This is a genomic window from Aeromicrobium sp. CTD01-1L150 (genome assembly GCF_041951745.1).
In the GTDB taxonomy this organism is placed as follows: Bacteria; Actinomycetota; Actinomycetes; order Propionibacteriales; family Nocardioidaceae; genus Aeromicrobium.
In genome coordinates, this window is record NZ_CP169555.1 from 717,161 (window position 1) to 740,926 (window position 23,766).

A 23,766-nucleotide genomic window follows, 5' to 3' on the forward strand; every position below is an offset into this window, starting at 1 on the left:
GTGATTCGTACGTCTGGATGGTCACTACTGCCCCGCGATCGTCCGGCTCTGCTCCTTCATGAAGCCGGGCAGGTACCACAGTCCGAGGCCGCCCTTGCCGCTGGAGCCGGAGAGCTTCCAGCCGCAGAACGACTGAGCGCCTGGCCAGGCACCGGTGGTGGCGCCGGCGGCGCGGTTGACGTAGATGACTCCAGCCTGAATCTCATCGAGGAACCTGTCGATCTCCTCCTGCTGGTTCGTGAAGACACCGGCTGAGAGGCCGTAGTCGACTGCGTTCGCCTCCTCCAGGGCTGCGTCGAAGTTCTCGACCGAGGTGACGGTGAGGAACGGACCGAACAACTCGTGTCGTGTCAGGTCGTGCCCTGTCGGGAGGTCGGTCACGATGGTGGGGGCGAAGAAGTTTCCCTCACGGGGAACCCTCCCGCCATGAGCCACGGCGCCGTCGCGTTCCGCGGTGGCCAGAGCGTCGTCGATCCGGGTGGCGATGGCATGGTCGATGACCGGTCCGAGGTCGGTCTCGCGCTCGATCGGGTCGCCCACCCGCAGGGCCGCGGCCTCCGCCACGAGAGCGGCGATGAACTCCTCGGCCACCTGACGGTCGACGACCACACGTCGGCACGCACTGCACTTCTGTCCGGACAGGCCGAATGCGGATCGTGCGACGCCGCGGGCTGCGGCGGCGATGTCGGCCGAAGCCGTGACGATGGCCGGGTTCTGGCCGCCCATCTCCGCGAGCACGGGACGAGGAAGACCGCTCGGGCCACGACTGGCGATGATCTGCCAGCCGACCTGTGCCGATCCGGTGAAGGCGATGCCGTCGACGTCGGTCTCCACCAGCTGGCGTCCCACCTCGGCACCACCGTGGACCACGTTCACCACGCCGGACGGGAGGTGTCGGTGCAGGATCTCGGCGATTCTCGAGGTCGAGCGTGGCGTCTTGTCCGACGGCTTCAGCACCACCGTGTTGCCCGTGACCAGTGCCGCGGAAAGCATCCCGACGGCGAGGGCGACCGGGAAGTTGAAGGGTGAGATCACGGCAAACGCGCCGTAGGGAACCATCCAGTCATGGTTCGTGTCCCCACCCGTGGGCTTCAGGCTGGCGCAGTAGCCGTCGTTGCTCTCCATGAGGTCGCAGTAGTGCTCGATCATGTCAACGACCTCGGTCGTCTCGCCGATCGACTCCAGGCGGGTCTTGCCGGTCTCGGCCGAGACCACGGCTGAGATCTGTACGAGCGACTCGGCGATCTCGTCCCGCGCAGCTCGCAGCGCGACGATGCGGTCCGCGTAGGAGGTGCGCCGCCAGGCTCCTGCTGCCCCCTTCGCAGCGGCCACGGCGCGGGCCACCTCGTCTGGCGACGCGGTGTGCGCGGCACCGACCGTCAGGCCGGGGTGGCACGGGTCCAGCCGGGTGAAGACGGCGCCGTCACGCGACTCGGTCGCGCCGACGAGGTTCGGCTCGGGGACGGTGTCGTTGGTGCGGACCGTGCGCAGGGCGGTCTCGAAGGCCTGCTCGAGTGCGTCGTCGCCCAACGAAGCGGAAGCGTAGTTGACGGAGGCCGTAGTCATGTCACGTCCTTGGCTCGGGAATCGATGATCTAAACATAAGGGACTGTATCTTTTTTGCCAAGACTTGATCTGCCAAGCAACACATTCGTTACGCGACCGTGCGACGACCACCGGCATCACTATCCTTGTGGAACGCCTCGGGTGATGCGCAGATGAGTGAAAGGGGTCGGCTGTGGAGTTCATGTCGACTCTCACGCGCCAAGTGTTGTTCGCGCCACTGAATGACCGGGGTCGGGCGAACGCCGTGGCAGAACGTCTTCGAACGGCCATCAACCTGGGAGTGCTCGCACAGAACGAACACCTGCCGTCGGAGTCGGAGCTGGCTGCGCAGTTCAACGTCTCGCACGTGACGCTGCGCGAAGCCCTCACCGAGCTCAGGGACGACGGACTCGTCACCACGAAGCGGGGCCGCGGTGGAGGGACGATCATCGCCGCCCCGCGCCCGAACCAGCTGCGCGTCGCCGTCGAGCAGGTGAGCAGCTTCTCGCGGCACGACCTGCGCGACATCTCGGACTGGCGGCGAGCGGTGGCCAGTGAGGCGGCGGCCCTCGCGGCCGAGCGCGCCTCGAGTGAAGACATCACCTTGCTCTCACGAGGTGGGATACGACTGGCGGCCGCGCACGATGAGGTGGAAGCGCGTCGCGCTGACAGCCGGTTCTTCATCGAGCTCGCGGCATCTTCCCAGTCGGTCCGGCTCAGCCGGTCCATGATCAGCTTGCAGGTCGAGTACGCGCCCGTCCTGACGCTGGTCTACACCGATTCGCAGGTGCGCCGGGCCGTCGCCCACGACATGCAGGACATCATGATCGCCGTGCGTGAGGCAGCCGTCGCCCCCGCGCGCGATGGCACACGAGCCGCTCTCGACCGTGTCGCCCGGCGTGCGGCACGACTGAGAGCAGAAGGGTGGCCGGTGGACGATGAACGCTCGTAGGCCGACGGTCAAGGAGATGCAGTCAGCCAGGGAGAGGATCCTGGCGCTGACCGAGCCGGTGTTCGCGGGACTCGGACGCCTCGGCGCCGCGTTCGTACATGCCGGGTTGGAGCGGCGTGATCGGCCGTTCGACCAGGAGGATGCGTGGGACCTGATGGCACCCACCGTCAAGGATGTCGTTCGCGGCAGTTCCCTGGTCCGTGGTGCGGGCGTCGCCGTTGACGATGGCTCTGGGGAGGCCGTGTCGATGGCTTGGTGGATTCGCGACGAGGATGAGGTGCTGCCGAAGAAGCACGTCACCAACCCGCAGTCGGACTCGTTCTACGACGTCAGCCATCTACGCTGGTTCACCGAACCCATGGCCAGTGGTGAGGCCTCGATCTTGGGGCCCTACGTGGACTCGTGGGGGACCGACGACCTCACGCTGACCGCTGCAATACCCGTTGACGGCACGTCACAGCGGCTCGGCGTCGCGGCCGCCGACCTGGCCACGGAACGATTCATCGAGGCGGTCGATCAAGTGCTTGGTGCGACCTGGATCGATGTGCTGCTCGATCGTGACGATCGAGTGATCGTCGCCCGCGACCCCGATCTCGACACGGGCACGCGCATGGCGACGATCGGCCGCGGGGTTGTCAGGCGAGAGGCTGTCGAACCCCATGGGTGGTCCTTGGCCCTGTTGGGGTGATGGTGCGGGCTCAGGTGAAGCGCTGCTGAGACCAGTCGACGGCGAACGGCGACTCGCGGCCGAGGATCGCGCCCGCTGCGACGTGCCCTACCGCGGGTGAGAGCTGGATGCCGGAGCCGCCGGCGCCCAGGGCGCACACGACGCCATCGCGCTGGGAGTGCCACCCGGCGATCGGCTGGTGGTCGGGGGTCATGGGGTAGATCCCGCTCCAGCTGCGGCCGATCTGCGCGTCCTCGGCGCCGGCGAGCCGGTGCACGAGCTGGGTCATGATGCGCTCGACTGACTCCATGCCGAGACTGCCGAGCGGAACGTCGGGGGACACCGTGTCCCGGATGGCCTCGTCAGTGTGCAGGCCGGCGATGAGCTGGTCGGAGCGCTCAGAGCGGAAGTACACGCCATCTCGGCCCGTGCCGGGGACGTAGTCCATGACGAACGGCGTGAACGGGTGCGGTTGAGAGAGCTCGAGAGTCAGCGCGCCGTGCAGCTGCGGCAGCAGCGGGACCGGGGCGCCGAGGATCTCGCCGACCTGCCCGGCGTGCGCTCCGGCGGCGTTCACGACGATGTCGGCCTCGAAGACCCCGCGGGTGGATTCGACCCTCCAGACCGATCCCCGCCGTTGTGCACCGGTGACCTGGGCTCGCGACACCACTGTTGCGCCACGGCGCCGCACGGTTCCGGACAGCATCTGTGCGACGGCGTACCCGTCGACATATCCGTCCCACGAGCCGAACTGGGCCGCCTCGAGGTCGCTGCTCACGATATGTGGCCAACGCTCGGAGATGTCTGACGGGGAAAGGATCTGTGCGTCCGTGACGCCGAGATCTGCCTGGTGTTGCAGGCTCGTCTCGAAGGATGTCACGTCGGTGGCGTCGCGTCCGATGCGTAGGTAGCCACCGTGGACGATGCTCAGGCCCTCGTCGTGTTCCAGCCGTTCGTAGGCGCGCCGTCCGAAGACTCGCACCTCGATGTCGGGCCGACGCAGGTACTGAGTCTCCACCATGCCGACCGATCGGCCGGAGGATCCGTCGCCGGGGTGAGCGGCGTCGAGCACCGTCACCTCAGCCTCGCTCGCGCGGGTCATCTCCTCCGCGGTGAACAGTCCGAGAACACCGGCGCCGATCACGACGACGCGTGGCTGGTCCATGAAACCTCTCCTTTGAGCTCGGCATCAAAGATACAGCACTGTATGTTTTAGTGGTCGGTCACCCACGCCCTGGGTCGCCTGGACCACCGACCGTGCCTGCGTCGCACTCCGACCTGTCTCGCCGTCGCAGGGGCGTCGCGGGACAACCGCTCCGTGTCGGACCGAACGCGGCCCAGCTCCGTCCGTTCAGGCCTGCAGGTAGCGCTTCTTCAACCCGGGGCTCGCCTCGAGCGTTCGCAGAGCGTCATGACCGTGCCTCGCCCGTGGACCACGTCCGTCGATGCCGGGCGCGATCCGCGGTCCGGCGCGGCGGCTACTCGGCGTAGGTGAGACGCTCGCCGGCGCGGGTGACCAGGCGGTTGAACGTCTTGCCCGAGATGTCGTAGTCGTCCGACGGCGTGAACAGCACCTGCGCGACGGTCGCGCCACGACGCACCAGACCGGTGCGGTAGACGACGTCGTCGCCGCTCTCCACCTCGAACCGCACCAGCCACGTGGTGCCGCTGATCCCGTCGGCGTCGAGCTTGGTGTGGCCCTCGACCTTGGCGGAGAGGTTCTGGTCCTCGCAGCCGTCGAACTTTCCCCGGACCGACCTCAGCAGCTTCTTGGCCGCGTCCTCGGACTTCATGGTCAGCACGGTCTCGGCCACACCGAACTCCGGTGGGAGCTTGCGGGCCTGCGGGATGACGAAGATGCGTGATCGGGCCTCCTCGACCGAGCGACCCTGCGGGTTGAGGTCGTCGCACAACGTGGCGGAGGGGTTCTGGCCCTTCTCCGGCTCGAACGGCTCGATGCCGGACCAGACACGGTCGATGTCGGCGACCGGCGGCAGGTCCACGATGCCCAGGAACTCCGGCGCCTCCTTGGTGCGTGGCGGCGGCTCGGCCAGGACCTCCAGCTCATCGGAGCACTGCCCCCCACTGTCGCTGCAGATCTTGGCCACCGACGTGTTGAGCATCCGCGCGAAGTCCTGGATGTCAGGGCCCTTGGAACCGTCCTGCTCGTGCACGACCGTGCTGCTCACGCTGCCGGAATGGGTGAACCCGACGGTGAAGACTCGCTCGGGGTCGCGGTGCGAGCGCAGCCGCATGATGCGGAAGTCCCCGAAGGGGCGCTTGACGACGAAGCTCCCGGTGAGCTGCACCCGTGGATGGGCGCAGTTGGCGTACCAGCTGACCGTCGTGCGGTACGCCTGCGTGGCCTCCTCGTCGGAGCCGGAGACCTCGATCGCCTGCGCGACGCGCGCATTGGCATCCCCCTCGGAGTCGAAGGTCCGCAGGAAGACGCGGGAGGGGTTCTCGTCGGCGAACCTGGTGGTGGGACAGGTGGCGTACGGGGTGTCGTTGTCCGGATCCTCGTCGGTGGCCGTCGTCCGCCACGCCGAGTCCGGATCGAGCTCGGCCACCTGACTGCTGCTGAGCAGGTTGTCTCCGGAGATCTTGTTGGCCTCCAGGACGACGTCGGGGCGTTCGGCCCCCAGCTTCTCCCGGTACGGCATGGACGACTGCGTGCTGAGCCCGTCGCCGTCGGTGACGACGAAGCCACCCCCGAGCACGAGGGCGATCGCGGCCACCACCAGCAGGACGGTGTTGCGCTGCGTGCCACGACGGGCCGCACTGCGGACCTCCTCGGCCGGCGGCATGGTCAGCGTGCTGGTGATGGTGCCGAGGTCGACGAGTCGGCGTTCCAGCGTCTCCAGGTCGTGCCCGAGAGCCTTCTCGAGCGCCTCGAGCGCGACACCGACTCGCTCGATCCCCTCCTCCTCGCTGACGCCGACCTCGCGTGACGCCTGGGCGAGGTCGGTCTCGCCGAGAGTCAGCAGCACGATGAGGCGACGGTCGTCGGCGGGCAGGTCATGCAGTGCCGCCAGCAGGTCGGTGTCGGAGTCCTCCTCGTGGCGACGCCGCAGCGGGTGGGTGCCGCGGCTGAGCGCGACGGCCTTCCACGCCTCGGTGCGCACGTGGGCCAGAGGCCTGCGGTCACGCACCTTGGTCCAGTCGCGCCAGCCGCGCCGGTAGGCGTCCACCGTCGCCTCCAGAGCCACCTGGCGGTCGCCGCACAGTGCGTACGTGACACGCAACGCATCCGCTGCCGTGGACGCGTAGAAGCTGTTGAACTCATCGACTCGAGTCATCGCCGGTGGCCTCCTCTCGAGCTCGGCGTGGCTGGGTGCAACGGCCCGACTTTACAGGTTGGATGGGTGGGTGCCCCCATCCGTCGCGTCCTCGTCCGACGCGACGCCCTACCTTCGTGCGGGGCTGGTCACGGGCCTGGCCGCCACGCTCCTGGGAGCGGGTCTGTGCGCCATTGTTGCTGCCATCGCGGCAGGAACGGGGGGTTCACCGCTCACGGCCCTGCGTGCAGGAGCCCGGGCATGGCTGCTCCCGCTGGGCTCAGGGCTGCAGGTCGATGGGACGGACATCACGCTGATCCCGCTCGGCGGCACCATCGTCGTCGGCCTCGTCGTGGCTCTGACGGTCCGCTGGGTGGTCGATGCCCCCGTCGACGAGGTGGGACCGTTCGCCGCCACGGTGGCCGGCACGGCGGGCGTGCTCGCGGCCGTCCTCTCCAACGTCTCCGACTCCGCAACGGTGTCCACCTCACCCGTCCGGTCCGCCTTCGGTGCCTTCGTCGTGGCCGGTGTCGCGGCAGGGCTCGCCGCGAGCCGGGGACGCGAGGGCGAACCGTGGCTCGCTGGCCACCCCGAGGTCCGTGCGGTGCTGCGGGCAGCGGTCGGCGGCGCGGCGACGTTCCTCGCAGCCTGCACGGTCATCGTGCTGGCGCTGTTCGCCTCCTCCACCTCACGCGCGGCCGAGCTCTGGGCCGCCCTCGACCCCGGACTCGCCGGCAGTGTCACGCTCGGCCTGCTGTGCCTCATCGCCATGCCGACGCTGGTGCTGTGGGCCGGCGCCGTGGTGCTGGGGCCCGGGGTCCAGATCGGCACGGACACCTCCCTGGACCTCACCGGTGCCTACCTGGGCCCCGTGCCCGGACTCCCGGCGCTCGCGGTGCTTCCCGAGCCCGGCGCCTTCCCGGACTGGGTCGTGGTGCTGGGCCTCGTGCCGCTGCTCGCTGGTGTCTACGCCGGTTGGCGGCTGGCCGTCCCCGAGGAGACCGCCGTGGTGCGGCGCGTGGTTCTCGGCGCCGTGGCCGGGGCAGGCTCCGGACTGGTCGTCGGGCTGCTCGTCCAGCTGTCCGCCGGTGCCGTGGGACCCGGGCGGATGGGTGAGGTCGGCCCGATCAGCCTGGCACCCCTGCTGGTGGCCGTGCCGGTGCTCGCAGCGGGCGGTGCCATCGGTGCTGGGCTGGCGCACTATCGTGTCGTGCGTGCCAAGCAGCCGTCGGACCCCACCCCGGGCACGGAGGGTCGTCGTCCTCGTCTCGGGTTCCGGCACCAACCTGCAGGCGCTGATCGACGCGACCAGGAGCCCCGACCCGGACTCCGGGGATCCCGCCGACTCCTACGGCGCCCAGGTCGTGGCGGTGGGAGCCGATCGTGATGGCATCGAGGGTCTCGCCCGCGCCGAACGGGCCGGCATCTCGACGTTCGTGGTGCCTCTGAGCGACCACCCCGATCGCGCGTCGTGGGATGTGGCGCTGGCCGACGCCGTGGCCGAGCACGAGCCCGACCTCGTGGTCCTGGCCGGCTTCATGAAGCTCACCGGGCCCGCCTTCCTCTCGCGCTTCGGAGGACGGACGCTCAACACGCACCCGGCCCTGTCGCCGTCGTTCCCGGGCATGCACGGCCCGCGTGACGCCTTGGAGTACGGCGTCAAGATCACCGGGTGCACGCTCTTCGTCGTCGACGAGGGCGTCGACACCGGTCCGATCGTCGCCCAGGAGGCCGTGCCGGTCCTCGACGACGATGACGAGGCCAGCCTGCACGAACGCATCAAGACCAGTGAACGGGCCATGCTCGTGCGATGGGTGGGTCTGCTCGCCCGGCACGGCTACACGGTCCGTGGACGCACCATCAGCCTCGGAGGAGACTCATGAACCAGCGACAGCGAGTGAACAACGGGCGTGTCCTGCGGGCACGCTTCCACGGCGGTTTCTCCGGGAACGTGATCGCATGACCACCCGTCCTTTGCGCAGGGCACTCGTCTCGGTCTATGACAAGACCGGCCTGGATGCCCTGGCCCGGGACCTGCACGCTGCCGGCGTCTCGATCGTCTCCACCGGTTCGACGGCCCGGACGATCGAGGCGGCCGGGGTGCCCGTCACGCCCGTGGAGGAGGTCACCGGGTTCCCCGAGTGCCTCGACGGCCGGGTCAAGACCCTGCACCCCCGTGTCCACGCCGGCATCCTGGCCGACTCGCGCCTGCCGGACCACGTCCGCCAGCTCGAGGAGCTCGACGTCGAGCCGTTCGACCTCGTGGTGGTCAACCTCTACCCGTTCACCCAGACCGTCGGCTCCGGTGCGACGCCCGATGAGTGTGTCGAGCAGATCGACATCGGTGGTCCGTCCATGGTCCGGGCCGCGGCCAAGAACCACCCGAGCGTGGCGGTGGTGGTCTCGCCCGAGGCGTACGGCGACGTCCGCGGGGCCCTGGCGGGCGGCGGGTTCACCCTGGAGCAGCGCAAGAAGCTGGCGGCCAAGGCCTTCGCCCACACTGCCGCCTACGACGTCGCCGTCGCCGAGTGGTTCGCCGGCGACTACACCGACGACGGGTCGGCGGAAGTGGCGGGCTCTGGTGGGCGGACGGCACCGCGCTGGCCGGAGTTCGGTGGCGTGGTGCTCACCCGTCAGGCCGTCCTGCGCTACGGCGAGAACCCGCACCAGGGTGCCGCGCTGTACACCGACGGCACCGGCGGCCTGGCTGCGGCCGAGCAGCTGCACGGCAAGGAGATGAGCTACAACAACTACGTCGACACCGACGCCGCTCGGCGGGCGGCGTACGACCACGACGAGCCGGCCGTGGCGATCATCAAGCATGCCAACCCGTGCGGCATCGCCGTGGGCGCCGACATCGCCCAGGCCCACGCCCGCGCCCACGCGTGCGACCCGGTCTCGGCCTTCGGCGGCGTGATCGCCGCCAACCGACCCGTGAGCGTCGCCATGGCTGAGCAGGTGGCCGACGTGTTCACCGAGGTCATCGTGGCGCCCGACTTCGAGCCCGGGGCGGTCGAGGTGCTGCAGGGCAAGAAGAACATCCGCATCCTGCGCTGCGCCGACACCGAGCGCGGCGAGTACGAGTTCCGGGAGATCTCCGGCGGCGAGCTCGCGCAGCAGCGCGACCTCGTCGACGCCCCGGGTGACGATCCGGCCGGATGGAGCCTGATTGCCGGCGAGGCCGCCGACGAGGACACTCTCGCCGACCTCGCCTTCGCCTGGCGGGCGGTGCGGGCGGTCAAGTCCAACGCCATCCTGCTGGCCTCCGACGGTGCGTCGGTGGGCATCGGCATGGGCCAGGTGAACCGCGTGGACTCGTGCCGGCTGGCAGTCGAGCGTGCCGGTGACCGTGCCGCTGGCGCGGTGGCCGCCTCCGATGCGTTCTTCCCGTTCGCCGACGGGCCGCAGATCCTCATCGATGCCGGGGTCAGGGCGATCGTCCAGCCCGGTGGTTCGGTGCGTGATGAGGAGACGATCAAGGCGGTCGAGGCGGCCGGCCTGACGATGTACGCCACCGGCACGCGACACTTCTTCCACTGAGCCACGTCGACGGTGAGCCGTACCGTGGGGTTCCCCACCGGTACAAGCCAGGCGGTGGCACCGACCTGATGGACCGACTGATGGAACCCGACCTGATGGAGGCGGCATGACCGACCACCCGACCCACCGACCGCGCCGGCTCCGCACGTCGCCGGCGATGCGCCGGCTGGTGGCGGAGACCTCCGTCGACCCGCGACAGCTGGTGCTGCCGCTGTTCGTGGCGGAGGGCCTCACCGAGCCGCGGTCCATCTCCAGCATGCCGGGCGTCGTGCAGCACACGCGAGAGACGGCTCGCGCCGCTGTCCGTGAGGCCGCGTCACTCGGCCTGGGTGGCGTCATGCTCTTCGGCGTCCCCGAGCACAAGGACGCGCTCGGCTCCGGGGCCCTCGATTCCGACGGGATCCTCAACGTCGCCATCGCCGACGCTCGCGACGAGGTGGGTGACGACCTGCTCGTCATGTCCGACCTGTGCCTGGACGAGTTCACCGACCATGGCCACTGCGGCGTGCTCGACGACGCCGGACGGGTGGACAACGACGCCACCCTGGAGGTCTACGCACGCATGGGCGTCGCGCAGGCGGAGGCCGGGGCCCATCTGGTGGGACCGAGCGGGATGATGGACGGTCAGGTGGCGGTGGTCCGCGCCGCCCTGGATGCAGCGCGTCACACCGACGTCGCGATCCTCGCCTACGCGGCCAAGTACGCGTCAGCGTTCTACGGGCCGTTCCGGGAGGCCGTCGACTCCTCGTTGCAGGGCGACCGCCGTACGTACCAGCAGGATCCGGCCAACCGGCGCGAGGCGCTGCGGGAGGCGTTGCTGGACGTGCAGGAGGGGGCCGACATCGTCATGGTCAAGCCTGCCCTGGGCTACCTCGACCTGCTGCCCCTCATCCGCGATCACGTCACGGTCCCGGTGGCGGCCTACCAGGTCTCGGGGGAGTACGCGATGGTCGAGGCCGCTGCCGAGCGCGGCTGGATCGACCGCGAACGAGCGATCGGTGAGTCCCTCACGTCGATCCGCCGTGCCGGGGCGGACATCGTGCTCAGCTACTGGGCCGCGGAGGTCGCGCGTCAGGCCTGACCGAGACCTGTGGAACTGCTGCTCCGCAGCACGACCGACGACGAAGGGCCGACACCCTCGGGTGTCGGCCCTTCGTCGTTCACTGTGCGGATGGCTCAGTAGCCGAACTCGTTCATGCACTTCGAGTAGGACTTCCCGCCAAGCACGCCCTCGATCCCGAGGCAGCGCAGGTTGGCCTCGGTCCAACTCAGGACCGTGCCGACGGCACCGGTGACCGGCTCGACCGCCGACCCGCTGCCGCTCTTCTTGATGGTCCCACCGAGTGTGGACTTGCTTCCTGAACTGCCACCGCTGGCAGTGTCGCCGCCGGTGGAGCCGCCACCACCGGAGGTGCCGCCGCCGGAGCCGCCGGTCGAGGTGCCGCCGCCAGAGGTGCTGCCGGAACCGCCGGAGCTCTGCTGCTGTTGCTGCTTCTTGCGCTCAGCTGCCCGCTTCTTGGCAGCGGCTTCCTTCTTCTCGGCCTTGCGCTCGGAGGCCTGGGCACGCTCGCGCTGACCCTGGGAGAGCGTCTGGTCGTGGGACTGGCTGGTGATGACGTTGCCCGGGGGCGTGCCGTTGGGCGTCTGGGAGAAGTCGCCGTCGGCATAGGCCTCGGAGATCTTCATGACGAGGTCGACGTAGGAGTCCGAGCGGTTGTACCGCTTGACCGCCGTGGCGACGTCGTCGCCGTCGCTGAGGTTGCCGTCGCCGGAGCACAGGTAGATGCCTGCCGCCGTGGCAGCGTCGTAGATGTTCTGAGGATCCTTCTCGCCGTCACCGTCGGCATCGACGCCCACGGCCTTCCAGGTGCTGGGGATGAACTGCATGGGCCCGACCGCACGGTCGTAGACGCGGTCCTTGTCGAGTGCGCCGTTGTCAGTGTCGGTGATGCGGGCAGTGCCGTTGGTGCCATCCAGCGCGATGCCGTAGATGCCCGGCTCAGCGGTGCCGTCGGAGTTCAGGGTGCTTCCGCCGAAACGACCGTGGTTGGACTCCACGCGGCCGATCGCGGCCACGAGGTGCCACGGCAGGTTGCACGCCTCGTCCGCCTTGCCCAGCAGCGTCTCGGCCCGACGGTAGGCGCTCAGTGCCGAGGAGGGAATGCCGTTGGTCGACAGCGTGGAGACGGCACCGTCGGCGCCGGCCTTGGGATCGATGCCCGCCGGGGTCTCCTGCACGCTCGCCGGCTGCTCCAGAGCAGTGGTCGGGACGTCCGGGATCTCGGCTGCTTCGATGCCGTCGTCGGCGGTGGCCAAGCCGGAGTTGGCGACAGCGGCGCCCCAGGCGACGACCAGCACCGCCATCGGGACGATCGCACTGGCCTTCTGCCAGCGACTCAGCGTACGGACTGCCATGAATTCTTTCCCTCCCACGCGACGCGTGACCCACGCCACGGTAACCGCATGTTACCGAGGGGTCCACTTCAGGGCAAAACGAGCCCGTGTCGCAGTCTCAACGAGCGGTCAGTGGTGTAGGTTACGTTGCTCCCACGGCCACCCGTCCGCGCTGTCGCCCGGGCGCTGATGCCGGCCCCGCGCAGGCGACGCCGACCAGCCCGGTGGCTCCCAGTGCCCGTTGGGACAATGGGTGCATGGACTCCAGCACCCCCGACAGTCCGTCGTCGTCCCCGACCGTCTCCGAGCGGTGGTTCGACCGGGCCAAGGCCGTCTCGCCCGGCGGCGTCAACTCCCCGGTCCGTGCCTTCCGCGCCGTCGGCGGCACCCCCCGGTTCATGACCGAGGGCAGCGGCGCCTGGCTGACCGACGTCGACGGCCGGCGCCACCTCGACCTCGTCGGGTCGTGGGGACCGATGCTGCTCGGTCACGCGCATCCCCAGGTCATCGCCGCCGTGCAGGAGGTAGCGGCACGGGGCACCTCCTTCGGCACCCCCAGCACTCCGGAGGTCGAGCTGGCCGAGGAGATCGTGGACCGTGCGCCCGTGGAGAGCGTGCGACTGGTCTCCTCCGGCACCGAGGCGACGATGTCTGCCATCCGGCTGGCGCGTGGATTCACCGGACGTGACCGGATCGTGAAGTTCGCCGGGTGCTACCACGGCCACGTCGACGCGCTGCTCGCCGAGGCGGGTTCCGGACTGGTGACCCTCGGCATCCCGGGAACCCCCGGAGTGCCCGCGCACGTCACGGCGGACACCGTGGTGCTGCCCTACAACGACCGTGAGGCCGTTGCCGCAGCGTTCGCCGAGATGGGCGACGACATCGCCTGCGTCATCACCGAGGCTGCCGCCGGCAACATGGGCGTCGTCGCGCCCGAGCCCGGCTTCAACGAGTTCCTCGCCCGCACCTGCCGCGAGAACGGTGCGCTGTTCATCAGCGACGAGGTCATGACCGGGTTCCGCGTCACCCGCTCGGGCCACTGGGGCCTCGACGGCGCGATCGAGGGCTGGCGGCCCGACCTGCTGACCTTCGGCAAGGTGATGGGCGGCGGGTTCCCGGCCGCGGCCTTCGGTGGCCGGGCCGACGTCATGGAGCAGCTCGCGCCCAGCGGGCCCGTCTACCAGGCAGGAACACTCTCCGGAAACCCCGTGGCCACGACGGCCGGGCTCACCACGCTGCGCCTCGCCGACGACGACGCCTACGCGCGCATCGACGCCTGGTCGGCACAGGCGCAGGCACTCGTCACCGATGCGCTCACCGAGGCGGGCGTGGAGCACGTGGTGCAGACGGTGGGCAACATGTTCAGCATCCTGTGGGGGCTCAGCAGCCCGGCGCGCAGCTTCGAGGACGTCCAGCGACAGCAGTCCTGGCGCTACCGACCGTTCTTCCACGCCATGCTCGAGGCCGGCGTCTACCTGCCGCCGAGCGCCTTCGAGTCGTGGTTCGTCTCGGCGGCCCACGACGAACACGCACTCTCTAGGATGGCCGAGGCCCTGCCTGCCGCCGCCCGGGCCGCCGCCCGAGCCGAGGAGACCCCGTGAGCGAGCGCAAGCTGGGCAGTGCCCCCACCACGTCGACGCATGGAGAGGTCTGACCCATGAGTGAGCGCACCATCGTCCACCTGATGCGCCACGGGGAGGTCCACAACCCCGAGGGCGTCCTGTACGGCCGGCTTCCGGAATACTTCCTCTCCGACCTCGGCCACGAGATGGCCAAGCGCGCGGCCGACCACCTCTCCAAGCACGAGATCGTGCACCTGGTGTCGTCGCCGCTCGAGCGCGCCCAGCAGACCGTCGAGCCGTTGCGCGTCCTGCTCGATGCACCCGTCACCACCGACGAACGGGTCATCGAGGCCGACAACCTCTTCGAGGGCCGCACCGTGGGGGCCGAGCCCAAGGCGCTGGCGCACCCCAAGAACTGGTGGAAGCTGCGCAACCCGCTGCGTCCGTCCTGGGGAGAGCCGTACAAGGTCATCGCCCAGCGCATGCAGGCCGCGGTCGCCGACGCGCGCGAGGCCGCACGAGGTCACGAGGCGGTCATCGTCTCCCACCAGCTGCCGGTGTGGATCGCACGCCAGGCCTACGAGGGCAACAGCTTCGTGCACGACCCCCGCAAGCGCCAGTGCACGCTGGCCAGCATCACCAGCCTGACCTTCGACGGCGACGAGTACGTCGGCCACACCTACGCCGAGCCCGCCGCCGACCTGCTGCCGGACGCCCTCAAGGGCAAGTTCGTCGGCGGCGCCTGAGACGTGCGTCCCGCCCGCCCGCGACCGAGGGGCAGACGAGCAGGCAGGTCCGTCGTGGCGGTCCTGCTCGCCTGCGCGCTGCCGGCGGGCTGTTCCGGCATCGGCACGGAGGGCTCGACGGGCGGGTACGTCAGCGGCAGCAAGTTCGTCACGTTCGTGGAGCCCGAGGACCGCGATCCGGCGCCCGTCCTGGAAGGCGAGGACCTCGAGGGGGAGGACCGCTCCAGCGAGGAGTTCGACGGCGAGGTCCTCGTCGTCAACGTCTGGGGCTCCTGGTGCCCACCATGCCGGGCCGAGGCGCCGGTGCTCAACCAGATCTCCGAGCAGTACACCGACGACGGTGTGCAGTTCCTGGGGCTCGTGGTGCGCGACAACCCGGACGCGGCGCGGGCCTTCGAGCGGAAGTTCCAGACGCCGTACCCGAGCATCCTCGACGGCGGGGGGCGGCTGCAGCTGGGCTTCGCCGACACCCTGCCCTCACAGGCCATCCCCACCACATGGGTCATCGACGCCGACGGCAACGTCGCCGCCCGCATCGTCGACCCCGAGCTGCGGGCGTCCACGCTCGCCGGCGTGATCGACGACGTGTTGGCGAGCGTCGATGGGTGATGCGTTCGCCGACGCGGCAGCCTCCGGCTCACTCCTGCTCGCCGTCCCCGTGGCCGTCGTCGCGGGTCTGGTCTCCTTCTTCTCCCCGTGCGTGCTGCCGCTGCTGCCCGGCTACCTCTCCTACGTCACGGGCGTCGGGGTCCAGGACCTCGACTCCGCCGGTCGTGGCCGCATGCTCGCCGGATCGGTGCTGTTCGTGCTGGGCTTCAGCGTCGTCTTCGTGCTCGGTGGCGCGTTGTTCGGTGCCGTCGGGCAGGAGCTGTTCCAGTACCGCCGCGGCTTCTCCATCGTGCTCGGGCTCGTCGTCATCGTGCTCGGGCTGGTCTTCATGGGGCTCGTCCCGGCGTTGCAGCGCGAGGTACGCATCCACGCCGTGCCCACCGTGGGAGTGGCCATCGCCCCGGTGCTCGGCTTCTTCTTCGGGCTCGGCTGGCTGCCGTGCATCGGCCCGACGCTCGGCGTCGTGCTCACCCTGGCCAACCAGGAGGGCACCTACCAGCGCGGGGCGTTCCTCACGTTCGTCTACTGCCTCGGCCTCGGCGTGCCGTTCGTCGTCGCGGCGCTGGCGTTCCGGCGCTTCATGGGAGCCGTCTCCTGGGCACGCCGCCACCAGCGCGCCATCTCGCGGGCGGGCGGCGGCCTGCTCGTCCTCGTGGGTGTGCTGCTCGTGACCGGCGTGTGGGACTCCCTCGTGCTGGACCTGCAGGCCTGGGCCAGTGGATTCGGGACGGTGCTCTGATGCCCCAGCGCAGCGACAAGACCGAGACCGGCGGGTCCCGCGGCACCGCGCCCGCACTGGGCCGGACCGAGCTCATGCGTTGGGTCTGGCGACAGCTGACCTCCATGCGCACGGCGCTCATCCTGCTGATGCTGCTGGCGATCGCCGCCGTGCCCGGATCAGTGGTGCCCCAACGCGGCGTCGACGCGCGCGCCGTGGAGGCCTACTTCTCCCGCAACCCGGACCTCGCGCCGTGGCTTGACCGGTTCGGCTTCTTCGCGGTCTACACCTCGCCGTGGTTCAGTGCCATCTACCTGCTGCTGATGGTCTCGCTCATCGGCTGCATCGTTCCCCGCACGGGGGTCTACCTGCGGGCCCTGCGGGCGCGTCCGCCCAAGGCACCCAAGCGGCTCGAGAGGCTGCCCGCGTTCGGGACGTTCGAGACCGATGCGTCGCCGGCCGAGGTGTCCGCGGCAGCCCGATCCGTACTCGCCGGACCCAGGGTGCTGCCGTCACGCATCGACGTCGTCGACGGTGGCGCTGGTGGGGACGTCGATGGAGCCGACGCCAGCGAGGCCAGGAGTGAGGTCCGAAGTGAGGCCAGAAGTGAGGTCAGGGTCGAGAAGGGCTACCTGCGCGAGCTCGGCAACCTGATCTTCCACGTCAGCATCGTGGCGGTGCTCGTCGGCGTCGCCGTGGGAGCACTGTTCGGGTACCGCGGCGCGGCGATCGTCACCCAGGGCGACAGCTTTGCCAACGTCCTCACCCAGTACGACGAGTTCTCCTCCGGCGCGCTCTTCGACCCCGACGACCTGCCGCCGTTCAGCCTGCAGCTCGACCAGATGGAAGCCCGGTTCTGGACCGACGGACCCCAGCGCGGCGCGCCGCGGTTGTTCCGCGCCAGAGGGACCTATGAGGAGCGGCCCGGTGCCGAGGCCAGGGACTTCGATGTCCAGGTCAACTCACCGCTCGCGATCGACGGAACGTCGGTCTTCCTCGTCGGGCAGGGTTACGCACCGGTCCTTCGGGTCACCGACGCCGAGGGTGACGTGGTCTTCGACGACGCCGTCCCCTTCCTGCCGCAGGACGGCACCTACACCTCCAACGGCGTCGTGCAGGTTCCCGATGCCCAGCCCCAGCAGCTGGGGTTCCAAGGATTCTTCCTGCCGACTGCCGTGACGACCGGCGAGGAGGACGCATCGATCTCGGCCTTCCCCGGGGCCGTCAACCCGCTCGTGGGGCTGTTCGTCTTCGAGGGCGACCTCGGACTCGACGACGGCACGCCGCAGTCGGTCTACATCCTCGACAAGACCAATCTCACCCAGCTCAAGGACCCAGACGGGGAGAACTTCCGCGTCAGCCTGAGCCCCGGCCAGACCGCCGACCTGCCCAACGGTGGCTCGATCGAGTTCGTCGACCTCGTGCTGTTCGCCCGCTTCCAGGTGGCCTCGACCCCGCTCGTGCAGCTCCCCCTGGTGGCGATCAGCATCGGCATCGTCGGCCTGGTGCTGTCGCTGCTGGTCCGGCCCCGACGCACCTGGGTCCGCTCGCGACGTGAGGGCTCACGTACCGTGGTGGAGGTCGCCGCGCTCGATCGCGTCCCCCGTGACGACCTGCCCGACGACCTCGACGACCTGCTGGATCGGCTGCGTGTCGCCTTGGGTGTCGAGCCAGATGACGCTGGCCCGGGCCCGAACAGCACAGAACCGAACAGCTCAGGCCAGGAGAAGGACAGAACATGAGTACCGAGACTCTCGCCCAGGTGTCCAACTACTCGGTCGCCTCGGCCACCGTCGTCATCGCGCTGGCCTTCCTCGCGCACATGGCCGAGTGGGGCTTCGCCCGCAAGGTCACGCCCGAGCCCGTCGCCGTGGGGGCCGGGGGCACCACCGCAGCGCCGGAGTCCGAGGAGTCGTCGGCCGATGAGGACGCGGTCTCCCGGCCCGACGTGCTCTCCTCGGTCGGTGTCTCCCTCACCGGCCTCGGCACGCTGTTGCTGCTCGTCGGGTTCGTGACCCGCGGGCTGGCGGCCGACCGTGTGCCGTGGGGCAACATGTACGAGTTCGGCATCGGTGGCGCTGCGTTCGCCCTCGTCGTCTACCTCGTGATGGTCGCGTGGCAAGGCCTGCAGTGGCTCGGCGGGATCATCACCGGGTTCGCGCTGGTGGTGCTCGGCATGGCGATGTCCACCTACGTCCCGGCCGGCCCGCTCGTGCCGGCGCTGCACTCCTACTGGCTCGTCATCCATGTCGCGGCCGTCATGCTCTCCGGCGCGTTCTTCCTCGTCGGTGCGGCGGCCTCGGTGCTGTTCCTCATCCGCCGTCGCGCCGAGCAGCGCGGCACCGTCGGCGGCCTGCTGGGTCGCTTCCCCTCGTCGGCGGTCATGGACAAGGTCGCCTACCGGGTCATCGCGGTGGGCTTTCCGCTGTGGACCTTCGGGGCGCTCATCGCCGGGCCGATCTGGGCGCACTACGCCTGGGGTCGCTACTGGGGCTGGGATCCCAAGGAGGTCTGGGCCTTCATCACGTGGGTGGTCTACGCCGGCTACCTGCACGCGCGCGCCACGGCGGGCTGGAAGGGCAAGCGGGCTGCGATCATCGCGCTGGTCGGCTTCGCGACCTTCCTGTTCAGCTACTACGGCGTGAATCTCTTCGGCTCCGGGCTGCACTCCTACGCCAAGTAAGACTCGCGAGTCACCGGGTCACGCGTGGCGAGTCACTGGGTTACCACCGACGAGTCACTGGGTCACGCGTGGCGAGTCACCGAGTCACCGCGTCACCGCGTCACCGCGTCACCGGGTCACGCGTCGCGGGTTGTGTGACTCTCCAGCGGTGACGGAGTGACTCGCGAGCGGTGACGGAGTGACTCGCGAGCGGTGACGGAGTGACTCGCGAGGAGGGTCAGAGCCCGCGCAGGTAGTCCGGGTCGTCGTCGGGGCCGTAGCCGCGGTAGGGACGACGCGGCGGCGGGGCGCCGGTCTGACGGGTCGCTCCGAAGAAGATCCACAGCAGCGGCCCGATGAAGGGGATCAGGACGACGAGAGCGAACCACACGAGCTTGGGCAGGATGCGCACGCGCTGGGTCGGTGTCGCCAGCAGGTCGAAGAATGCGTAGACCAGCAGGACGACGGCCACGACGACGATCAATGCCTTGCCCATGGCTCAATCCTACCGTCGACGAGCAAGGTCGGCTGGTGTTCCCCCGGGCTCGGCCCGTTACCCTCAGGGCATGAGCGAGTGTCAGCGGACGGACAGGCAAGCACGAGTGCGGTCGCGCCTCCGCAGTGCCGATGTCGAGGGTGGACCCGCATGAGTCTCGTCGCCAAGTTCACCCTCGCGCGCCTGGGGATCTTCCTCATCACCTACGTCCTGCTGTGGGGAGTCGGGCAGTTCTTCCTGGAGTTCGGCACGCTCACCAACCTCGTGGTGCTGCTCGTCGCCCTGGTCATCTCCTCGATCATCTCGATCTTCGCGCTCGCCGACATGCGTGCCGAGCTCGCCGCCCGGGTGCAGGGGCGAGCCGAGCGGATGCACGACAAGGTGGAGGAGTCCCGTCGTGCCGAAGACATCGACTGAGGACCGTGCCTGGATCGATGAGGCCATCCGTCTGGTGGAGGCCGATGCGAACCGCAGCGCGGACACGCACCTTCACACGCTGACCATTCCCACGCCCGGGGTCGACCTCTACCTCAAGGACGAGTCGGTCCACCCCACGGGCAGCCTCAAGCACCGGCTCGCCCGTTCGCTGTTCCTGCACGCGCTGTGCAACGGCTGGATCGGCCCGGACAGCACGATCGTGGAGGCCTCCAGCGGGTCGACGGCGGTCAGCGAGGCGTACTTCGCACGGCTCGTGGGCCTGCCGTTCATCGCCGTGATGCCGGAGTCGACCAGCCAGGAGAAGGTCGCGCTGATCGAGTGGCACGGGGGGCGGTGCCACTTCGTGGAGCGCCCGCCGGACATGTACGAGGCAGCCCGCAGCATCGCCGTCGAGTGCGGTGGGCACTACATGGACCAGTTCACCTACGCCGAGCGGGCCACCGACTGGCGCGGCAACAACAACATCGCCGAGTCGATCTTCGAACAGATGCAGCAGGAGCGGCACCCGTGCCCCACGTGGATCGTCGTGAGCGCCGGTACCGGCGGGACGTCAGCGACGATCGGACGCTACGTCCGCTACCGGCGCTTCTCCACGCGGCTGCTTGTCGCTGACCCGGAGAACTCGGCGTTCCTGGACGGGTGGGAGCTCGACACCTCCGACTACGCCACCGGTATGCCGTCGCGGATCGAGGGCATCGGTCGCCCGCGCATCGAACCGTCGTTCGTCGGTGGCGTCATCGACGACATGCTGCGGGTCCCCGACGCTGCCTCCATCGCCACCATGCGCTGGGTGAGCGACCGGCTCGGGCGCCCAGTGGGCGGGTCCACCGGCACCAACGTGTGGGCGTCGATCCAGGTGGCCGCGCAGATGCGGCGCGACGGCCAGGAGGGCAGCATCGTGACGCTGCTGTGCGACAGCGGGGAGCGCTACCTCAGCACGTACTTCGACGACGGCTGGCTGGCTGCACGCGACATCGACCTCGCCCCCTACGTCGAGGCGCTTGCCGCATACGAACGTGATGGAGAGCTGCCCGGGCCAGCGTGAAGCGGCATCAGCTCGTCGCGCCGCTCAGCAGCCCGACCAGCAGGCCCACGGCATAGAGCAGCTCGGCGAGACCGACGTCGCGCAGTGCCGGGATCAGCTGCGGGCCGGCGGCACCGGACAGCACCGTGACCGTGGCGCGGAACGCGAGCGGCAGACCGGCGAGCCCGAGCAGGGCCCACGGCGTGGTCAGCACGGCCGTCACGACCAGCGCGAGGGCTGCCACGAGGACGAGGCCGGTGAAGAACCCTCGTGACCGGGCGTCGCCCAGCAGCACGGCGAGGGTCCGCTTGCCGGAGACCACGTCGGTGGGAATGTCGCGCAGGTTGTTGGCGACCAGGATGGCGCACGCCAACGCACCGATCCCCACCGCGGCGGCGAACGACGGCCAGGTCAGCCGCTCCGCCTGGACATACGTGGTGCCCAGCACCGCGACCAGTCCGAAGAAGAGGAAGACGCTGACTTCGCCGAGGGCCCGGTACCCGTACGGTCTCCGGCCGCCGGTGTACGTCCAGGCGGCACCGAGCGCGGCGACCCCGACCACGAGCAGCCACCACGACGTCGTCGCCGCGAGGGCGAGCCCGAACAGGCCGCCGAGGGCGAGGAAGCCGAGGGCGGCCGCCTTGACCGCCCCCGGGCTCGCCAGCCCGGAGCCGACCAGACGCAGTGGGCCCACCCGGTCGTCGTCGGTGCCGCGGATGCCGTCGGAGTAGTCGTTGGCGTAGTTGACCCCGACCTGCAGGGCGAGGGAGACGCCGAGCGCGAGCAGGGCCTTCCACCAGATGAGGGCGTCGGCCCAGATCGCGGCTCCCGTGCCCGCCAGGACCGGTGCCACGGCCGCCGGGAGGGTGCGAGGTCGTGCGCCCTCCACCCAGTGCGTCAACGTGGCCCCGTGGCCGTGGCCGTGGCCGTGGCCGGGGTCGGGGGGCGTGGGGTCCGCGGTGGCGTCAGCAGGCACGCGGGCCAGTGTGCCACCGCTCCGAGGTACCACGGACAGGGCTTGGACGTCCCGGACCGGGAGGTCGCCCACCTCGTCCGCCCGGCTCCGGTGTCCGGGGCGTCTAGTGTGTCCCCATGAAGCAGCCACCGTTCCCCTTCGTGCTGGTGGCCCTCGTCGCGGTCATGGGGTACCTCGCGCTCACCGAGGGCCAGGCCGCGATCCGGATCCTGTGTGCCGTTGCCGCCGTGATCCTCGCTGCTGCGGCGATCTACCAGTCGCGACCTGTGAGGGAGCCGCAGGACCCGATCGTCGACCCGGACGTCGACCCGGACGTCGACCCTGGGACGTGAGTGCGTCCCTGCACCCCGTGGGAGGGGACCCGCGTGAGCTGCTCGCGCTGCTGGAGCCGTGGGTGCGTGACGGGGGCGAGCCGGTGGTCGTGCGGACGTCGGGCAGCACGGGAGAGCCCAAGGACGTCGTGCTGTCGCGCGCAGCCGTCCTGGCGTCGTCGCGGGCCACGGAGCAGAGACTGGGCGGTCCTGGGCGGTGGCTGCTGGCACTGCCGACGTCGGGTGTCGCCGGGTTCCAGGTGCTGGTGCGTTCGGTACTGGCCGGCACCGACCCCGTCGTCCTGGACGAGCACCATGACCTCGAGTCCGCGCTCGAGGCGCTGGACGGTGTGGAGCGCACCTATGCCTCGCTCGTGCCCACACAGCTGCACCGGCTCGACCGGGAGGGACGTCTCGGCCTCCTCAGCGGGCTGGACGCGCTGCTCGTCGGCGGGGCCGGCGTCGAGACCGGGCTGCTGGAGCGAGCACGCTCGGCCGGGGTGAACGTGGTCCGCACCTACGGCATGAGCGAGACGGCCGGTGGCTGCGTGTACGACGGCGTGCCGTTGGAGGGGGTGCGGTTGCGCATCGATGACACCGGCCAGGTGCACGTGGCCGGTCCCGTGCTGTTCGACGGCTACGGCGACGAGGCGTTCGAGGGGGAGTGGTTCGCGACGGCCGACGTCGGCTCGCTCGAGGACGGGGTGCTGACGGTGACGGGGCGCCTCGACGACGTGGTGGTCAGTGGCGGTGTCAACGTCTCCCTGCCCGCGGTAGAACGGGTGCTCCGGCAGGTCGAGGGCGTCGCGGACGTCGCCGTGGTGGGGGTGCCGGACGAGGAGTGGGGCGCCCGGGTGGTGGCCTTCGTCGTACCGGCGGACGCCGTGTGCCTGGACGGCTTGCGCCTGGACGCGCTGCGTGACGCAGCGCAGGAGCGCGGCCTGGACCGACGGTGGGCGCCGCGTCAGGTCGAGCTGGTGGACACCATCGCGCTGCTGCCCGGGGGCAAGGTCGATCGTCGCGCGCTCAAGGCGTCAGTTTCTCCCGATGTGTGAGCCCGGGCCCCCAATCATCGTTCGATTGGGGGCCCGAGCTCACGAATCGGGGTTCAGGCCCGAGCGACTGCCTGCGCGACCGGGGTCTCCCCACCGACGACGTCCCACTGGCGGCCGATGCCGGCGCCGGTGTCGATGACCTCGGCCGCGACAGCCGCGACGTCGGCGCGGGTGACATCGCCGCGTGAGGCCGAGTCGGCCACCGTCACCAGGTCGGTGGGCGGGTCGTCGGTGAGGCGGCCCGGCCGCAGGACGGTCCAGTCGAGGCCGGAGGACCGCAGGGCCGCGTCAGCATCGCGCTTGGCCTCGACGTACGCACGCCAGACCGGCTCGGTGTCCTCGGGGAGCGGCAGGTCGACACCGATCGCCGAGATCTGCACGAATCGTGCGATCCCCGCCTGCTTGGCGCCCTCGATGGACTTCAGCGAGCCCTCGAGGTCGACGGTCCGTTTGCGCTCGATGTTGCCGTCGGGTCCACCGCCGGCGGCGAACACGACGGCATGGCAGCCCTCGAACGCGGCGGCGAACGCCGCGGCGTCCTGGTGCTCGATGTCGAGACGGCGCGCGGTGGCGCCGAGCTTCTCGACCGTGGCGACCTGGGAGTCGTTGCGGATGAGGGCGACGGGGGTGTGCCCCGCCGCGACGAGACGTGGGATGAGCTCGCGGGCCACCTGACCATGGCCCCCGACGATGGCGATCTGTGTCATGACCCCACGGTGTCACGTCGACGGTGAGCGCGTCGTCGTCACCAGAACGTGGACTCCACCCGGTTTTCTGCTGCTCACCCCGGTTC

At 70.0% G+C, this 23,766-nt stretch carries 23 protein-coding genes; 16 read left to right on the top strand and 7 right to left on the bottom strand.

The window, feature by feature from the left end; all coding sequences use genetic code 11:
• Nucleotides 1-24: 24 nt before the first annotated feature.
• Entirely contained in the window at nucleotides 25-1,566 is a 1,542-nt protein-coding gene (locus ACEVFP_RS03505; RefSeq protein ID WP_375002010.1) for an aldehyde dehydrogenase family protein, read from the bottom strand.
• 244 nt (nucleotides 1,567-1,810) lie between these two features.
• Here ACEVFP_RS03505 and ACEVFP_RS03510 point away from each other — a divergent pair, with 244 nt between their 5' ends.
• Both ACEVFP_RS03510 and ACEVFP_RS03515 read left to right on the top strand, forming a co-directional pair.
• Nucleotides 1,811-2,497, top strand: coding sequence for a FadR/GntR family transcriptional regulator (locus tag ACEVFP_RS03510; RefSeq protein WP_375002011.1), 687 nt, complete (start codon nucleotides 1,811-1,813; stop codon nucleotides 2,495-2,497).
• The gene (locus ACEVFP_RS03515; RefSeq protein WP_375002012.1) at nucleotides 2,484-3,185 is read left to right on the top strand and encodes a cache domain-containing protein; all 702 of its coding nucleotides are present in this window, start codon (nucleotides 2,484-2,486) and stop codon (nucleotides 3,183-3,185) included. Before ACEVFP_RS03510 ends, ACEVFP_RS03515 begins: the two co-directional genes overlap by 14 nt.
• 10 nt (nucleotides 3,186-3,195) lie before the next feature.
• Here the strand turns inward: ACEVFP_RS03515 and ACEVFP_RS03520 are convergent, their stop codons facing one another.
• Nucleotides 3,196-4,329, bottom strand: coding sequence for an NAD(P)/FAD-dependent oxidoreductase (locus ACEVFP_RS03520; protein ID WP_375002013.1), 1,134 nt, complete (start codon nucleotides 4,327-4,329; stop codon nucleotides 3,196-3,198).
• A gap of 313 nt (nucleotides 4,330-4,642) precedes the next feature.
• A complete protein-coding gene (locus tag ACEVFP_RS03525; protein WP_375002014.1) occupies nucleotides 4,643-6,463 on the bottom strand; it encodes a hypothetical protein in 1,821 nt (606 codons plus the stop codon).
• A 70-nt stretch (nucleotides 6,464-6,533) separates the two neighbouring features.
• Here ACEVFP_RS03525 and ACEVFP_RS03530 point away from each other — a divergent pair, with 70 nt between their 5' ends.
• The 4 genes from ACEVFP_RS03530 (at nucleotide 6,534) to hemB (ending at nucleotide 11,063) form a co-directional block, all read left to right on the top strand.
• Nucleotides 6,534-7,829: a DUF6350 family protein gene (locus ACEVFP_RS03530; protein WP_375002015.1), complete on the top strand. Its 1,296-nt coding sequence runs from the start codon at nucleotides 6,534-6,536 to the stop codon at nucleotides 7,827-7,829.
• Nucleotides 7,729-8,325 (top strand): phosphoribosylglycinamide formyltransferase, encoded by a 597-nt coding sequence (gene purN, locus ACEVFP_RS03535; RefSeq protein WP_375003755.1) that lies wholly within the window; start codon nucleotides 7,729-7,731, stop codon nucleotides 8,323-8,325. Before ACEVFP_RS03530 ends, purN begins: the two co-directional genes overlap by 101 nt.
• Nucleotides 8,326-8,401: 76 nt before the next feature.
• Nucleotides 8,402-9,982: a bifunctional phosphoribosylaminoimidazolecarboxamide formyltransferase/IMP cyclohydrolase gene (gene purH / locus ACEVFP_RS03540; RefSeq protein WP_375002016.1), complete on the top strand. Its 1,581-nt coding sequence runs from the start codon at nucleotides 8,402-8,404 to the stop codon at nucleotides 9,980-9,982.
• A 106-nt stretch (nucleotides 9,983-10,088) separates the two neighbouring features.
• Nucleotides 10,089-11,063 carry a porphobilinogen synthase gene (gene hemB, locus ACEVFP_RS03545; RefSeq protein WP_375002017.1) on the top strand — a complete coding sequence of 325 codons (975 nt, stop codon included), beginning with the start codon at nucleotides 10,089-10,091 and terminating at the stop codon, nucleotides 11,061-11,063.
• A 95-nt stretch (nucleotides 11,064-11,158) separates the two neighbouring features.
• On the opposite strand, the gene ACEVFP_RS03550 is transcribed toward hemB, so the two are convergent.
• A complete protein-coding gene (locus ACEVFP_RS03550) occupies nucleotides 11,159-12,397 on the bottom strand; it encodes a lytic transglycosylase domain-containing protein (protein WP_375002018.1) in 1,239 nt (412 codons plus the stop codon).
• 236 nt (nucleotides 12,398-12,633) lie between these two features.
• Here ACEVFP_RS03550 and hemL point away from each other — a divergent pair, with 236 nt between their 5' ends.
• Genes hemL through ccsB form a run of 6 tightly spaced genes read left to right on the top strand, consistent with a single transcriptional unit; the run spans nucleotide 12,634 to nucleotide 18,694 of the window.
• Nucleotides 12,634-13,977, top strand: coding sequence for a glutamate-1-semialdehyde 2,1-aminomutase (hemL, locus tag ACEVFP_RS03555; protein ID WP_375002020.1), 1,344 nt, complete (start codon nucleotides 12,634-12,636; stop codon nucleotides 13,975-13,977).
• Nucleotides 13,978-14,033: 56 nt separating this feature from the next.
• Nucleotides 14,034-14,684 (top strand): histidine phosphatase family protein, encoded by a 651-nt coding sequence (locus ACEVFP_RS03560; protein ID WP_375002022.1) that lies wholly within the window; start codon nucleotides 14,034-14,036, stop codon nucleotides 14,682-14,684.
• Between the two features lie 54 nt (nucleotides 14,685-14,738).
• A complete protein-coding gene (locus ACEVFP_RS03565; RefSeq protein ID WP_375002024.1) occupies nucleotides 14,739-15,293 on the top strand; it encodes a TlpA family protein disulfide reductase in 555 nt (184 codons plus the stop codon).
• Nucleotides 15,286-16,032, top strand: coding sequence for a cytochrome c biogenesis CcdA family protein (locus tag ACEVFP_RS03570; protein WP_375002026.1), 747 nt, complete (start codon nucleotides 15,286-15,288; stop codon nucleotides 16,030-16,032). Before ACEVFP_RS03565 ends, ACEVFP_RS03570 begins: the two co-directional genes overlap by 8 nt.
• Nucleotides 16,032-17,753 (top strand): cytochrome c biogenesis protein ResB, encoded by a 1,722-nt coding sequence (locus ACEVFP_RS03575; RefSeq protein ID WP_375002027.1) that lies wholly within the window; start codon nucleotides 16,032-16,034, stop codon nucleotides 17,751-17,753. Before ACEVFP_RS03570 ends, ACEVFP_RS03575 begins: the two co-directional genes overlap by 1 nt.
• Entirely contained in the window at nucleotides 17,750-18,694 is a 945-nt protein-coding gene (ccsB, locus tag ACEVFP_RS03580; RefSeq protein WP_375002029.1) for a c-type cytochrome biogenesis protein CcsB, read from the top strand. Before ACEVFP_RS03575 ends, ccsB begins: the two co-directional genes overlap by 4 nt.
• 217 nt (nucleotides 18,695-18,911) lie before the next feature.
• Here ccsB and ACEVFP_RS03585 read toward each other — a convergent pair whose 3' ends face one another.
• Entirely contained in the window at nucleotides 18,912-19,169 is a 258-nt protein-coding gene (locus ACEVFP_RS03585) for a PLD nuclease N-terminal domain-containing protein (protein WP_375002031.1), read from the bottom strand.
• Nucleotides 19,170-19,319: 150 nt separating this feature from the next.
• Between ACEVFP_RS03585 and ACEVFP_RS03590 the strand changes: the two genes are divergently transcribed.
• Together ACEVFP_RS03590 and ACEVFP_RS03595 are read left to right on the top strand one after the other, a co-directional pair.
• Nucleotides 19,320-19,586 (top strand): DUF4229 domain-containing protein, encoded by a 267-nt coding sequence (locus tag ACEVFP_RS03590; protein ID WP_375002032.1) that lies wholly within the window; start codon nucleotides 19,320-19,322, stop codon nucleotides 19,584-19,586.
• A complete protein-coding gene (locus ACEVFP_RS03595) occupies nucleotides 19,567-20,652 on the top strand; it encodes a PLP-dependent cysteine synthase family protein (RefSeq protein WP_375002034.1) in 1,086 nt (361 codons plus the stop codon). The genes ACEVFP_RS03590 and ACEVFP_RS03595 overlap by 20 nt, the downstream gene beginning before the upstream one ends.
• A gap of 7 nt (nucleotides 20,653-20,659) precedes the next feature.
• On the opposite strand, the gene ACEVFP_RS03600 is transcribed toward ACEVFP_RS03595, so the two are convergent.
• On the bottom strand, nucleotides 20,660-21,532 hold the full coding sequence (locus ACEVFP_RS03600) for a 1,4-dihydroxy-2-naphthoate polyprenyltransferase (RefSeq protein WP_375003756.1): 873 nt from the start codon (nucleotides 21,530-21,532) through the stop codon (nucleotides 20,660-20,662).
• A 191-nt stretch (nucleotides 21,533-21,723) separates the two neighbouring features.
• On the opposite strand from ACEVFP_RS03600, the gene ACEVFP_RS03605 reads away from it, so the two are divergent.
• Nucleotides 21,724-21,939: a hypothetical protein gene (locus ACEVFP_RS03605; RefSeq protein ID WP_375002035.1), complete on the top strand. Its 216-nt coding sequence runs from the start codon at nucleotides 21,724-21,726 to the stop codon at nucleotides 21,937-21,939.
• On the top strand, nucleotides 21,936-22,973 hold the full coding sequence (locus tag ACEVFP_RS03610) for an AMP-binding protein (RefSeq protein WP_375002036.1): 1,038 nt from the start codon (nucleotides 21,936-21,938) through the stop codon (nucleotides 22,971-22,973). The genes ACEVFP_RS03605 and ACEVFP_RS03610 overlap by 4 nt, the downstream gene beginning before the upstream one ends.
• 53 nt (nucleotides 22,974-23,026) lie before the next feature.
• On the opposite strand, the gene ACEVFP_RS03615 is transcribed toward ACEVFP_RS03610, so the two are convergent.
• Entirely contained in the window at nucleotides 23,027-23,680 is a 654-nt protein-coding gene (locus tag ACEVFP_RS03615) for an SDR family oxidoreductase (protein WP_375002038.1), read from the bottom strand.
• Nucleotides 23,681-23,766: the final 86 nt, after the last annotated feature.